Origin of the sequence: Sorangium sp. So ce590 (assembly GCF_051521365.1) — a bacterium.
GTDB lineage: Bacteria > Myxococcota_A > Polyangia > Polyangiales > Polyangiaceae > Sorangium.
Window position 1 is genome coordinate 1,499,957 of sequence record NZ_CP150346.1, and the last position, 13,461, is coordinate 1,513,417.

Annotated in this window: 10 protein-coding genes and 1 pseudogene; 8 read left to right on the forward strand and 3 right to left on the reverse strand. The window is 71.8% G+C overall.

Translation table 11 applies throughout. The features are described from left to right. The first annotated feature begins 58 nt into the window (after positions 1–58). The 6 genes from WMF28_RS05495 to WMF28_RS05520 all read left to right on the forward strand — a co-directional run bounded on the left by WMF28_RS05495 (position 59) and on the right by WMF28_RS05520 (position 9,326). A complete protein-coding gene (locus WMF28_RS05495; RefSeq protein WP_437601011.1) occupies positions 59–1,648 on the forward strand; it encodes a glycosyltransferase in 1,590 nt (529 codons plus the stop codon). A gap of 98 nt (positions 1,649–1,746) precedes the next feature. Continuing rightward, positions 1,747–4,371: an efflux RND transporter permease subunit gene (locus tag WMF28_RS05500; RefSeq protein ID WP_437601012.1), complete on the forward strand. Its 2,625-nt coding sequence runs from the start codon at positions 1,747–1,749 to the stop codon at positions 4,369–4,371. Then, the gene (locus tag WMF28_RS05505; protein WP_437601013.1) at positions 4,368–5,570 is read left to right on the forward strand and encodes a glycosyltransferase family 4 protein; all 1,203 of its coding nucleotides are present in this window, start codon (positions 4,368–4,370) and stop codon (positions 5,568–5,570) included. The genes WMF28_RS05500 and WMF28_RS05505 overlap by 4 nt, the downstream gene beginning before the upstream one ends. Before the next feature lie 25 nt (positions 5,571–5,595). Beyond that, on the forward strand, positions 5,596–6,942 hold the full coding sequence (locus WMF28_RS05510; RefSeq protein WP_437601014.1) for a glycosyltransferase: 1,347 nt from the start codon (positions 5,596–5,598) through the stop codon (positions 6,940–6,942). A 107-nt stretch (positions 6,943–7,049) separates the two neighbouring features. After that, on the forward strand, positions 7,050–8,498 hold the full coding sequence (locus WMF28_RS05515; protein WP_437601015.1) for a GuaB1 family IMP dehydrogenase-related protein: 1,449 nt from the start codon (positions 7,050–7,052) through the stop codon (positions 8,496–8,498). Positions 8,499–8,789: 291 nt separating this feature from the next. Continuing rightward, positions 8,790–9,326: a lysophospholipid acyltransferase family protein gene (locus tag WMF28_RS05520; protein ID WP_437601016.1), complete on the forward strand. Its 537-nt coding sequence runs from the start codon at positions 8,790–8,792 to the stop codon at positions 9,324–9,326. Positions 9,327–9,375: 49 nt separating this feature from the next. On the opposite strand, the gene WMF28_RS05525 is transcribed toward WMF28_RS05520, so the two are convergent. After that, positions 9,376–9,843 carry a hypothetical protein gene (locus tag WMF28_RS05525; RefSeq protein ID WP_437601017.1) on the reverse strand — a complete coding sequence of 156 codons (468 nt, stop codon included), beginning with the start codon at positions 9,841–9,843 and terminating at the stop codon, positions 9,376–9,378. Between the two features lie 489 nt (positions 9,844–10,332). On the opposite strand from WMF28_RS05525, the gene WMF28_RS05530 reads away from it, so the two are divergent. Further along, positions 10,333–10,767, forward strand: coding sequence for a hypothetical protein (locus WMF28_RS05530; RefSeq protein WP_437601018.1), 435 nt, complete (start codon positions 10,333–10,335; stop codon positions 10,765–10,767). 487 nt (positions 10,768–11,254) lie between these two features. Here WMF28_RS05530 and WMF28_RS05535 read toward each other — a convergent pair whose 3' ends face one another. Both WMF28_RS05535 and WMF28_RS05540 read right to left on the reverse strand, forming a co-directional pair. After that, positions 11,255–11,545 carry a hypothetical protein gene (locus tag WMF28_RS05535; protein WP_437604395.1) on the reverse strand — a complete coding sequence of 97 codons (291 nt, stop codon included), beginning with the start codon at positions 11,543–11,545 and terminating at the stop codon, positions 11,255–11,257. A gap of 52 nt (positions 11,546–11,597) precedes the next feature. Continuing rightward, positions 11,598–11,711: pseudogene (locus WMF28_RS05540) on the reverse strand (hypothetical protein); the annotation flags it as partial. A 66-nt stretch (positions 11,712–11,777) separates the two neighbouring features. Here WMF28_RS05540 and WMF28_RS05545 point away from each other — a divergent pair. Continuing rightward, positions 11,778–12,200: a hypothetical protein gene (locus WMF28_RS05545; protein ID WP_437601019.1), complete on the forward strand. Its 423-nt coding sequence runs from the start codon at positions 11,778–11,780 to the stop codon at positions 12,198–12,200. Positions 12,201–13,461 lie beyond the last annotated feature (1,261 nt).

Below are 13,461 nucleotides of genomic sequence, written 5' to 3' on the forward strand. Positions count from 1 at the left end.
CGCCGCGCGCACCGGTCGTTGACGGCGGTCTGCGCCGCTTCTCGAAGGAGCAACGAAGATGACCATGGATGCAATACGGCCGCTCGGTGAGCACCGGATCGATCGCGCACAGCACGAGGCGATCGCGTCGGTGCGCCACACTTCATCGACCGGATCGGCGCGGGGAGGGCATTCCCTCGTCAGGGCGCAGGCGGCGCTTCCCGAAAATCCCTTCGCTGCCCTCTCCGGAGCCAACGGGCGACCGCTCAAGGTCGCCATCCTCAGCGACTTCACGCGCATTCCTTACGCGAACGGGGCCGTCTTCCAGACGCGGGCCCTGTATCGCGCGCTCAACACCTGTGGTCACCAGGCAACACTGATCGGACCGCGGGATCCGGACGCCTCGGCCGACGAGATGCCGCCCGGCACCATCGCCCTGCCCAGCCTGCCGCTGCGCACCTATCCGGGGGTGCACCTGCCGATGCCCCTGGAGTCCTTCGTGTTCGATCCGATGCGGTGGGATTTCGACATCTGCTTCGCCCAGACCACGACGCTCCTCGTCGAGTTCGGCATCTGGCTCCGCAAGATGCGCGGCATCCCGCTGCTCTGCGTGAACACGACGCACCTCGCGGCCGCGTACGACGTCCTCCTGCCGGAGCGCGTGTCCCGGATCGGCGCGGTCCACACCGTGCTCCACAAGACGCTGCGCGCCCCGATGGAGCGGCTCTTCGTGGACCTGTACAACCAGGGCGACGGGCTCGTCGTGCTGAGCGAGGGGCTGCGCGACTACTGGCGCGAACGCGGGGTGACTGTGCCCATCCACGTCATCCCGCGGATGGTCCCGGAGGACGTGTTCGATCGCCCGCTCGGCCCCGACCCGTACGCGCCGATGCTCGAGGAGCGCGGGCTGGACGCGCGCGGCCCGCGCTTCGTCTGCGCCGGGCGCCACACGCGCGAGAAGTCGCAGCACCGGCTGATCCGCATCTTCGCCGAGCACATCGCGCCGCACCACCCGCAGGCGACGCTCACGCTCGTCGGCGACGGGCCCGACAGCGCGGCGTACGCGGCGCTGGCGCGCGAGCTCGGCGTCGCCCGGCGGGTGATCATGACGGGCGAGGTGCCGTACAGCCGCATCTCGGACTATTACCGGCACGCGACGGCGTTCCTTCACGCGTCGCTGAGCGAGACGTTCGGCAACGTGCTCAGCGAGGCCCTCTGGTGCGGCACCCCGACGGTCGCGTTCGCCGACGGCATGGGCGTGAGCTCGCAGATCCAGAGCGGCTACAACGGCCTGCTGCTCGAGCCGGGCCGCGGGACGCTCCCCGAGGACAAGGCGAACGCCGCGTTCGGCAACGCCGCGCTCGCGCTCGCGCGCGACCCGCAGGCCGCCGCGCGGCTCGGGAGCGCGGCCGCGCAGCGCGCGCGCGAGCGCTCCTCGCCGCTCGTGGTCCAGAGGATGATCGCGAACGCCTTCGTCAACGCGCGTGAGCACGCTGCTGGGTCCGGCCTCCGGCCGCTCGTCGACGGGCCGAAGGCGCTCCAGTGGCTGGAGACTTTCCGTCACTTCCGCTCCTGGTTGGGCTTCACCGGCGGTCTGTTCGCCTTCGGTCACCTGCGCCCGGCCGCGGCGCCGCGGCCGAAGGGCATCCAGCCGTCGTTCTGCGCATGAGGTCCGTCTAGCCATTGACCACCATGCGCGCCTGGCGCGCATGGTAGACCTGCCCGGCGTCGCCCTCCGCGCGGCGCCGGCTCGAGGTGTCTTTCGCAATGCTCCTCAGGATGATCGGGGCGCTCGTCGACTTCAGCGGGCGCCGACCCTGGCTCGTGATCGGACTCGCGATCGCCGCCATGGCAGGGCTATGGGGGTACGCTTCGCAGCTCGAGCTGCGCACGGAGCTCCGGGAGCTCTTGCCGAGCGACAGCCCGGCGTTCATGGCGTACGAGCGCCAGGCCAAGCGCGTGGACGGCGGCGCGCAGCTCATCGTGATCGCCGAGTCGCCGGAGCGCGGCGCGAACGAGCGGTTCATCGACGCGCTCTCGGAGCAGCTGGAAGAGCCGCTCCGGCGGCGCGCGGCCTGCCTCGCGGCGTGCGCCGACGACGCGTGCCGCGCGGCGTGCGGGCCCGCGTCGCTCATCCGCTACGTCGAGACCGGCACGAAGGAGGTGCGCCGCTTCTTCGACGAGAACAAGTGGCTCTACGCCGGCGTCCGGGAGCTCGAGCAGGCGGACGAGGCGATCGAGCTCGAGATCGCGCTGCGGAGCGGCCTCATCGACGACCTGGACGCGGGCGAGAGCGGCGGCGCGAGCGGGGGCCAGGCGGCGGGCGCGCCGGCCGAGAAGGGCACGGCGCTCGACGAGACCTGGGCGGAGCTCGAGCGGCGGCTGAAGAAGATCGACGAGTTCCCGAGCGGCTACTTCGCCACGCCCGACGGCCGCATGGTCGGGATCCGCATCGTCTCGCGGAGCGCCGGGATGGGCGATCGCAGCGCGGCCCAGCTCCTCGACGACGTGACCGCGCTCGTCGGGCGCCTCGACCCGGCGAAGTTCCACCCGGCCATGCAGGTCGGGTACGCGGGCGACATCCCGAACGCGATCGCCGAGCAGCGGTCGCTCGTGAGCGAGGCGGTGTGGGCCACCGCGCTCGCGCTCGTGCTGATCCTCGGCGGCGTGGTGATCTACTACCGCTCGCCCTGGTCGCTGCTCGTGATCTTCCTGCCCACGGCGTTCGGCGCCAGCGCCGGGTACGCGTTCGCGACGGCGACCTACGGCTACGTCAACACGGTCGGCGCGTTCCTCGGGGCGATCATCGTCGGCAACGGCGTCAACTACCCGATCGTGCTCCTGTCCAGGTACCGCGATTTCCGCGCGCGCGGCATGGCCGCGGACGAGGCGCGGCGCGAGGCGGTCGTCAACGCGTTCCGGGCCGAGCTCGTCGGGGCGTGCGTGGCGGCGATCGCGTACGGGTCGCTCACGATCACGCACTTCCGCGGGTTCAGCCAGTTCGGCACGATCGGCTTCGTCGGCATGCTCATGGTGTGGGCCTCCATCGTGCCGCTCGTGCCCGCGACGCTGGTCGCCATCGAGCGCATCCAGGCGAGGCTCCCGCGCTGGCTGCGCGATCCGCCGCCGCGCGTCTCGGAGGAGGGCACCGCCGGGCCCGGGGCGCGGGCGCTCGCCCGCGTGACGAAGCGGTGGCCGGTCGTGCTCCTCGCCATGGCGCCGATCACCCTGCTCCTCGCGGCGTGGAAGCTCCCCGAGTACGTGAGGGACCCGTGGGAGTACAACTTCGCGCGCCTCGGCTCGAAGAGCTCGCGCGAGAAGGGCGCGGGGAGCTGGTCGCGCAAGGCGTCCGAGGTCTTCGGCGGCAAGATGAACGTCGCGGGCGCGATGATGCTGGCCGACAGCCCCGAGCAGGTGCCGGCCATCAAGGCGCAGATCCTGGTGAACGACGCGAAGGACCCGCAAGGGAAGCTCGTGGCCGACGTCGCGACCATCGCGGACGCCCTCCCCGGCTCGCCCGAGGAGCAGCGCCGCAAGATCGAGATCCTGGGGCGGATCCGCGACCGGCTGACCCCGCGCGTGCTGAAGGCGCTGACCCCGGAGGAGCGGGAGCGCGCCCTGCTCATGAAGCCGCCGGAGACCTTGCGCGTGATCACGCCCCAGGATCTGCCCGACCTCATCCGGCGCAGGTTCGAGGAGAACAACGGGGTCGTGGGCACGGTGTTCTACGTGAAGTACAAGAACGAGGTCTCGTTCTCGAACGGCAAGAACCTCCTCCGCATGGCGAACACGACCGGCAACGTGGTCCTCCCCGACGGGACGCAGGTCGTGACGGCGAGCAGGCCGACGGTCTTCGCCGAGATGATCCGGTCGATGGAGCGCGACGGCCCGCTGGCGACGGCGGCGTCGTTCCTGGCCGTCACGGTCGTGGTGGTGCTCGCGACAGGCAGCCTGATGGGGGCGTTCTCGGTCCTGTCGTCCCTCGTGCTCGGCGTGCTCGCGACGGCGGTGGCGATGGCCATGCTCGACGTGAAGATCAACTTCCTGAACTTCATCGCCCTCCCGATCACGTTCGGCATCGGCGCCGAGTACCCGTTCAACGTCTTCGACCGCGCGCGGCTGCTCGGCGGCGACGTGGCGCTCGCGGTGAAGCGCTCGGCCGGGCCGGTGGCGCTCTGCAGCTACACGACCGTGCTCGGCTACGGCTCGCTCGTCTTCGCCGACAACCAGGCGCTGAACTCGTTCGGCTGGGTCGCGGTGAGCGGCGAGATCGCGTGCGTGGCGAGCGCGCTCCTGTTCCTGCCGGCGCTGCTCCATGTCATGAACCGCGCGGGGAAGATGCGGGGCGCGTGGCGGGGCGGCCTCCTCTTCCGCGGGAGCCACCACTCATGAAGATCCTCGACGTCGCGGAGTTCTTCTCGTCGCGCGGGGGCGGCGTGCGGTCGTACCTCGAGGAGCTCGTGCGCCAGGGCAGCCGGCGCGGCCACGAGGTCGTCGTCGTGGCGCCCGGGCCGCGCGACGAGGTGGTGCCGCTCGAGCAGGGCCGCATCGTGCGGGTGGCCGGCCCGCCGATGCCGTACGACCCGACCTACCACGCCCTCCTCCGGCTCGGCGCGGTCCGCGCGATCATCCGCCGCGAGGCCCCCGACGTGCTGCAGGCGAGCGCGCCGTACACGGCCGCGCTCGTCGCGGCGACCGAGCGCTCGGTCCCGCTCCGCACGTTCGTGTACCACTCCGACCAGATCAGCACGTACGCCGCGCCGCTGCTCGACCGGGTGCGCCCGCGCGCGGTCGCCCGCGCGCTGGAGGGCGCGCTGTTCGCCTGGCCGCGGGCCCTGTCGCGGCGGTTCGACGCGACGATCGCCCCGGGGACGTTCATCGCCGAGCAGCTCCGCGCGCACGGCTGCGAGCGCGTCCACCGCGTCACCTTCGGCGTGAGGCGCGAGTCGTTCGACCCCTCGCGCGCGGACCCCTCGCTGCGGCGGAGCCTGCTCGGCCGGTTCGCGGACGACCCGTCGGCGACGCTGCTGCTCGTCGCGTGCCGGCTCGCGGTCGAGAAGCGGGTCGCGCTCGTGATCGACGCCGCGCGGGAGCTCGCGGCGCGGCGCCCGGTGGCGCTCGTGGTGCTGGGCGACGGGCCGGAGCGGGCGCGCCTCGAGCGGCGCGCGGCCGGCCTGCCGCAGGTGAGCTTCCTCGGCTTCGCGAAGGACCGCGCCACCTACGCGGCGCTGCTCGCCAGCGCCGACGTGTTCGTCCACGGGGGGGCCGCCGAGACGTTCGGCTTCGTGCTGGGCGAGGCGCTCTGCTCGGGCCTGCCGCTCGTCGTCCCCGCGGCCGGCGCCGCGACGGATTTCGTGAGCCCCGGCGCCGCCGAGGCGTACCCGCCGCGCGCCTCGGCCGCCGAGGTCGCGGCCGCGATCGAGCGCGTGCTGCAGCGCCCCCGGGGCGAGCGCGCCGCGGCGGCCCGGGCCGCGGGCGAGCGGCTGCCCGCGAGCGACGACCACTTCGACGCGCTCTTCGCGCTCTACGCGGACCTGCTCGGCCGCGGCCGCGGGACGAGCGCCGGCGACGGGCCGCCGCGTGACGCCTGAGCGCCCGAGCGCCTGGCACGTTGCGATGGATCCCCCGACCGTGCGCCCGTTCCTGCTGATCTCGCCCTATTTCGCGCCGCAGACGAGCGTGGGCGCGTTCCGCTGGGTGAAGCTGGCGCGGCACCTGCCGCGCCACGGCTTCCGTCCCGTCGTCCTGTCCGCGACCTTCCCCGGAGATGCGCGCGACGACGGGCTCCTCGCGGCGCTGCCGCCCGAGGTGGAGGTCGCCGATGCGTACCTCGACCCGGCCGTCCTCGCCGCCGAGGCGGCGTTCGCCGCCCTGCGCGCGCGCGTCCCGCGCCGGGCGCGACCCGGGGGCCCGCTCGTGGGGCTCCGCCCGTTCCGGGCGCTCACCGATCGCTGCATCCTGCACGCGCCCCACGCCGCGCGCGTCGCCGTCTCGCTCGCCCGTCGCGCCGGCGCGCAGGCCGTCGTGGTGAGCGCCGGCCCGTTCTCGGCCTGCCCGGTGGGCCTCCACGTGAAGCGCGCGCTCGGCGTCCCGCTCGTGCTCGACCTGCGCGACCCGTGGTCGCTGCACGAGAGCGGCCATGGCCCCCCGTCCGGCCTGGCCGAGCGGGCGCGGCGCGCCCTCGTGCCGCGCATCGAGCGCCGCTGGCTCGCGGGCGCCGACCACGTGATCCTCAACACGAGGAGCGCTCTCGAGGCTTATCGCGCGCGGTTCCCCGAGCTCGCGACGAAGTCGTCCTTCGTGCGCAACCACTTCGATCTCGCGCTGTACGCGCCGGCCTCTGCGCCGGAGCCGCCGCGCAGCTTCGTCATCCTCCACCTCGGCACGCTGCGGGAGGAGACCTCGGCCGACGCGATCGGGGCCGCGCTGCGGCGGCTGATCGACCGCGAGCGGCTCGCGCCCGGCGACCTCGTCCTGCGGCAGATCGGCCGCACGTCCGCCTACGATCGCGACCGCTTCGAGCGGCTCGGGCTCACCCCGTACATCGAGATGCTGCCGCCGATCCCGCAGCGCGACGTGATGGGCGAGCTGCGGCGGGCGCACGTGCTGCTCACCGTGGTGGCCCCCCGCGTCGTGCTGCGGATCGCCGCGAAGACCTACGACTACGCCGCGTCGGGCATGCCGATCGTCAGCGCCGCGGCGAGCCCCGAGGTCGACGAGCTGCTCGCGCACCGGGACGACAACGCCCGCGTCTCGCCGGCCGACGTCGAGGGCCTCGCCGCGGCGCTCGCGCGCCACCTCGCGCGCTTCCGGGAGACGGGCGCCCTGCCGGTCCCTGCGCCGCCGCCCCGCGAGCTCTCGTCCGAGGCCGCCGCCGCCCGGATCGCCGCGGTCCTGGACAGCGTCATCGCCGCGTCGCCCGACGTCGCCCGTCGTGCCTGCCGGTCTCCATCCGATCGGTAGGCCCTCGGAGGACCTCCCGCGCAATCGGCGACGGGCCTGGGCCACCGGCACTAGACTGTCGGGTCGCGCCGCCATCGCGGCGCGACCCCCCTTGATCGGAGCCATGCATGCGCTTCCTCCACCCCGAGCGTGACGAGAGCCTGGAGCTTGCCCTCGAAGACGTGTTCCTGACCCCCGGCTACTTCGCCGGCGGCTCCCGCCTCGAGACCGACCTGCGCCCGACGGACTTCCCCGGCGGCTCGCACCCCATCGTCTCGGCGAACATGAACGCCGTCACCGGCAAGCGGATGGCCGAGACGATGGCCCGCTTCGGCGGCCTCGGCGTGCTCCCGCAGGACATGGATCTCGACACGGTCGAGCGCATCGTCCGCCACATCAAGCGCGCCGATCCGCGGTACGACACGCCCCTCTCGGTCTCGCCGCGGGCGACGCTCCGCGACGTGCACGGCATCATCCGGAAGCGGTCGCACGACCTGGTGGTCGTTGTCGACGACGAGCGCCGCCCCATCGGCATCGTCACCCACGCCGACCTGCGCAACCGCGACCAGTACACGCCTGCGTCCGCGCTCATGTCGTCGCGCCTCATCACCATCCAGGCGGGCACGCCGAACCGGACCGCGTTCCTGCTGATGGAGGACGCGCGCGTGAAGGCGGTGCCCGTGCTCGACCAGGAGGGGCGGCTCCACGGCGTGCTGACCCGCGACGACGCCGTGCGCCTCGAGCTGCTCAGGCCGACGCTCGACGACCGCGGCGACCTCATGGTCGCCGCGGCGATCGGCATCTCCGCGCAGGCGGCCCAGGGCGCCGCGCGCCTGATCGAGATCGGCGTCTCCGCGATCGTGCTCGACACGGCGCACGGCCACCAGCGGCGGATGATCGAGGCGGTCCGCGCGGTGCGGCGGGCGACGGGCGACGCCGTCCCGCTCGTGGCCGGCAACGTCTGCACGGCGGAGGGCACGCGCGACCTCATCGACGCGGGCGCCGACATCGTGAAGGTGAACGTCGGCCCCGGCGCCATGTGCACGACGCGCATGCAGACCGGCGCCGGCCGGCCGACGTTCTCCTCGGTGCGCGTGTGCGCCCGCGAGGCCAGCCGCCACGGCAAGCGCGTCTGGGCCGACGGCGGCGTCCGTCACCCGCGCGACGTCGCGCTCTACCTCGCCGCCGGCGCCTCGCGCGTCATGGTCGGGACGACCCTCGCCGGCACCTACGAGAGCCCGGGCGACGTGATGGAGGACCGCGATGGGCTGCTTTACAAGGAGAACTACGGCATGGCGAGCGCCCGCGCGGTCAGCGAGCGCACCGCCGATCTCGACCCGTTCGAGCGCGCCAAGAAGGTCTTCTTCCGCGAGGGCATCTCGACGTCGCGCATCTACATCCACGACGGCCGCGAGAGCGTCGGCGCCATCCTGATCGAGATGATCACCGGCGTGCAGTCGGCGTGCACCTACGCCGGCGCCGCGAACCTCGACGAGCTCCACGACAAGGCCGTCATCGGGGTGCAGACGCTGTCCGGCTACGGCGAGGGCAAGCCGCACGGCCTCGAGCGGCGCTGAGCGCGCAGCGCGGCGCGCGCCGTCATGTCCGTCCGTGCGCGCCGCGCTGCGTCCGTGCGCGCCGCGCTGCGTCCGTGCGCGCCGCGCTGCGTTTCACGCGCGCACGGCCGCGGCGTGGATGACGGAAGCGTGACGTGACATCCGGTCGGGCAACGACGAATCTCCGGCTGCTTACCGTCGAGGTCCTCTATGCCGAGCGCCGCTGCCCCGAGTTTTTCAGCCTCCCGCCGCGCCATTCGCCGGTTTGTCGCCCACACCTGGCTGTCCGTATTCGGCTGGCGTGTGGAGGGCGTGGCGGATCTCCCGCCGAAGGCGGTGCTGATCGCCGCGCCCCACACGTCGAACTGGGATTTCCCGTTCACGCTCGCGGTGAGCTACGCGCTCGGCCTCGAGTTCTCCTGGCTCGGCAAGCACACCCTCTTCGAGGCGCCCTACGGCTTCTTCTTCCGGTGGCTCGGCGGTGTCCCCGTCGACCGCCGCGACCGCAACAACCTCGTCGCGGCCGTGGCCGACGTGCTGAAGCAGAGCGACGAGCTCACGCTGATCATCGCGCCCGAGGGCACGCGCTCGCGCACGAAGCGCTGGAAGACGGGCTTCTATTACGTGGCGCTCGGCGCCGGCGTCCCGATCCTCCTCGGATACCTCGATTTCTCCAAGAAGCGCGGCGGGATCCTCCACGTATTCCACCCGACGGGCGACATCGACGCCGATATGGCGACGATTCGCCGCTACTACGATGGCATTGAAGGCAAGCACCCGAGCCGGATGAGCGAGATCACGCTCGGCTCGAGGAATGTGCCGTCGAACGGGGTCGTGCAGCACCCGTGAGCGCGGGTCGGCGGCGCGCGATCCACCCGCGCGTCGCCGGGGGCGCTCGTCAGCGCGGGGACGGCATGCGCACCGACGAGGCGGGTCCCGCCGTGATCCTCGTCGTCAGCACGCCCGCGAGCGCCCATTCGAACGCCGAGCGATCGGTGTAGATGTTGAAGCGACCGCCCGTGGCGAGGTTGGCGACGGTGACGCCCATGGCGACGAGCCCCGGCTTCACGAGGATATGGACCTCCTTCAGCTTGCCGGGGTTCCGCAGGTGCCACGCCGTGAGCTTGGCCCGGACGTCGCTGTCATAGCCGGTGCCGAGCTCGAAATCGTCGAACACGATCGGATGCAGGCCCGAGTCGATGAGGGCCTCCACGTGCCGGACCGCGGGCTCGATGAGCTCGAGCGTCGCGTACCCCTCGAAGCGCCGCGTCACGACGTCGAACGCGGGCGTGCGGACGTCCAGGATCCCCCTCGAGGTCGCCCAGCGGTCGCCCCGCGCTCCGAGCCGTGTGTGTGCCAAATCCATCTCGATTTCGAGACTTTAGTCTATGGCCGGCGCTTCGCCATGCGATCCGTCCACCTTGCTCGCCGACCCGGGGACACCTTGTCGCGCGTGCCGCGCTCGCCGGCGATGCGCCGCCTGCCTGGCGGCCGGGGGGTGCTGTCATTTGCCCAGAGAGGTTCCCCATGAAGGCGGGAAGGCGGGAAGATCATTCAGGTTTTCTTCCCGCCTTCCCGCCTTCATGTTCAACTGACTGCACCACCCGGCCGGGCCCCGCCGCGGTCCTGCGGGCGCCGCGCTGTTGTCCTGCGGGCGCCGTGCTGTTAACGAGGCGCGCGGGGCGGCGGAGCGGCCGGCTTGCCCAGCGCGTCAGGCCGCCGTCCTGCGTCGGCGAGCGCCGTCGGCGCCGTCGAAAGCGGCTATGATGCCGCGGCAGTTTTGGCCGCCGGCCGGTGCCGGCGGCTCGCGAGGCGTCTTGGCCCGCAGCAGAGGGACGAAGGAGGAGCTACCGAGATGAGAGGACATGTTTCCAAGGTGCTGCGGCTCGCTGTCGTGGCGTTTGCGTGCGCGATGATGGCGGGTTGCGGCGGCCCGCTGCGCTACACGCCGCAGGGCATGGGGAAGGCGCCGGGCGCCGACGCCGTGATCGTGGCCGACGTCAACTTCGACGCGGCGATGACCCGCCTCGACATCACCGCGAAGAACCTCCCGCCGCCCGAGCGCCTCGACTCGAGCAGCTCCGCCTACGTCGTCTGGGCCCGCCCGGACAGCAAAACGCCCTGGCAGCGGGTCGGCGCGCTCAACTTCGACGCCGATGCCCGCACGGGCAAGCTCAAGGACGTGAGCGTGCCGCTCACCCGGTTCGAGCTCGTCATCAGCCTCGAGCAGAACGTCAGTGCCGGGTCGCCGTCCTCGGAGCTCGTCTTCCAGCAGGACGTCGAATACTGACGAGGCTGCCCCGCCGCTGAACGGGCGGGGCTCGGCGGATGCCTGGCGAGGGACCGGCGGGTACCTGGCGAGGGACCGGCGGGTACCTGGCGAGGGACCGGCGGGTACCTGGCGAGGTACCGGCGGGTACCTGGCGAGGGACCGGTGGGTACCTGGCGAGGCACCGGTGGGTACCTGGCGAGGCACCGGTGGGTACCTGGCGAGGTACCGGCGGATGCCTGGCGAGGGACCGGCGGGTACCTGGCGAGGCACCGGTGGGTACCTCGCGAGGCATCGCCGGATACCCCGCGCGGCGGAGCATGAACCTCGGTCTAGGTCGACGGACGGCAGCGCCGGGATCGAAGGTAGGCGGATTCACCAGTCGCTGCGGTGCCAGGTCGGGGCAGCGGGGCTGCCTGGGCGAGCGCGCGCCGCCGTCAGATCGGCTCGGGCGCCGGCGGCTCGGGCCTCGGTGCCTCGGGCTTCTTCCCCTTGCGCGCCTGCTTGGTTATCGCCCGGAAGTCGTCCAGGACCGCGCGGAAGCTCGCGTTCTGGCGGGCGATCGTGCGCGCCAGGTCGGGCGCGACGAGGCCCGGCCCGATGAGGTCTCGGCGGTGGCGAGGGCGTCGTCGTCGAGGTGGCGCGCCAGGTCCTCGAGCGCGTCGGCGACCTTCTGCTCGGCCAGGGCGCGGTTCAGGCGCCGCTCGAGCAGCACCACCTCGAACCGCTCGGAGGCATTCCTGTCTTTCTGCTCGCCGAGCCCGTGGAACGACCTGGCGAGCGCGCTCTCCTTGGTCATCCTCGGGATGCCTGCGGAAGTCCAGGAACGTCTCTAGCCAGCCATGCTTGCCCTCGCCGAAGACGGCAAAGTCGTCCCAGCCCTCCGCCCCGCGGATTATGCCGAGGGTAGCGATGGCGACGATGTCCAGCAGCTCGTGAGTCGACTGTCGACGTCTACTCGGCACGCACTATGTTCACGAGTGCGTGCGGCTGCTTTCAGGGCAAAATCCGGTCATGCGATAGGGGGGATCATGGCGAAGAAGTGCGTTGTCCGACATCCGTGGTACCTTGCGTTGTCGCTTGCGGCGTTGCCTGCAACCGCACATGCAGAAATCCGGGAGGATGAGCCGACGATGGAGATCATGGTCGCCGGGGAGACCATGGACGCTGTTTCGAGCTCGAGCACGACCGCATCTCTTGAGCGAGACAGCGATGCTTGGAAGGTGACAAAGTGCGCAGCGGCCATCACAGTCGTGGTTGTCAGCGTGGCGGTTCCTGCGGCGAAGGTCGTGAAGCTCCGCAAGTTCGTGATCGCCGTCGGTGGGGTGCGCGAGGCAGCCAGATTGCTGGTTGGCGCGACCACCTTCGCAGAGAAGGCACGCGTAATCGGTGGCGCGATCGGTGCCGGGGCAGCAGAAGTCCTGAGCATCGACGCCATCATCACCAACTGTTAGGAGGCGAAGTTGAACGTCGTCATCGTATACGCTGCCACGCTGCTGACAGGTATCGCAGCCGTTGCGGTCGCGGTGTCTCACTACGTTGTCGTGGCGTGGCGCAATCGGAAGGCCGATGGGCGTGCTCTCGCCGGGGCCCTCGAAGCTCGTCGACAAGGTGTCATGGCGCCGCTGCCCGATAGCAGCCGGGGCTTGGATCTCGGGCTGCTGTTGAGCGCATTTGGGTTTGCATTCGCCTGTGACGCACTGGTGTCCGCGACGGGCGGAGTGTTCACCCTGCGAGGCGTCGGGGGTCGCTCCGTGGCTGCTGCGATAGTGGCAGTGGGAGTACACTACGTGCTCGCCCGGATCGGACGCGTACAAAGGCGTCCGGCCTGGTCTCGCTCACAATGGCTGTGCTGGTTCGTTGCCGCAGCCTTGGGACTGCTCGGCGGGGCCGCCGCGATGGCATCGCCTCACGTGATGGCAGCCGAGTAAATCGCTCAGCAAGAAGAGGGGCCGGTTGCGCGGTGCTCGCCCGATGCGGGAAAGGCACCGCCTTGGCTCGCTGGGCATTCCGGCCTTCTCCCAGTGTAGATGACCATCACGAACCGCCGGTTCCGGACGCGATCTCGCCGCCGGCTGACGAGATCGCGCCCGAGCTCCGGCTCGTCACCGCCGCGGGGGCGGCGTGGACGCGCGCCGCTTCCCGGTCACCTGCCGCGCGAGACGCGCGTGGTGACCGCCCCCGAGGCCGAGCGGACCGTGCGTCGTCCCGTGCCCATGCGCGCGGCGGGCCGACGCCGCCCCGCGTCCACCATCGTCGACCGCGGCGAGAGCCGCAAGGGGCATACCCATGGCGATCGGCGGGCGGCTACGGCGGGTCGGAGGCGTTCGCGGGCGAGCCAGCGGCAGCCAAAGTCGTCCGCTGAGCCGGCCGGCGCGGCAGCCAGTCGTTTCGCGCGTCCTTCCCGATGAAACGAGCTGGACCGGTGCCATGATCCCGAGGATCGGGTAAGGTCACGAGCGTGCGCCCTCGATCCCGACGCTCGACGCAGCCGCCTTCCTCGGCACGCCTCGCGAGCGCTCCGTCTCGTGGGAGGATGGCCAACCTTTGCCCCGCCGAGGCCTTCATCTGGTCGAGCAAGGCGACCGACGAGGCCTTCACCAAGGGAGGGGTCGAGATCCGCTGCCGCCCGCGAGTGACGCACCATGGGGGCGCAACGATGACGGCGGTGGGGCCATGACCGACGGATATCTCGCTCCGAGTACAAGGTGCGGC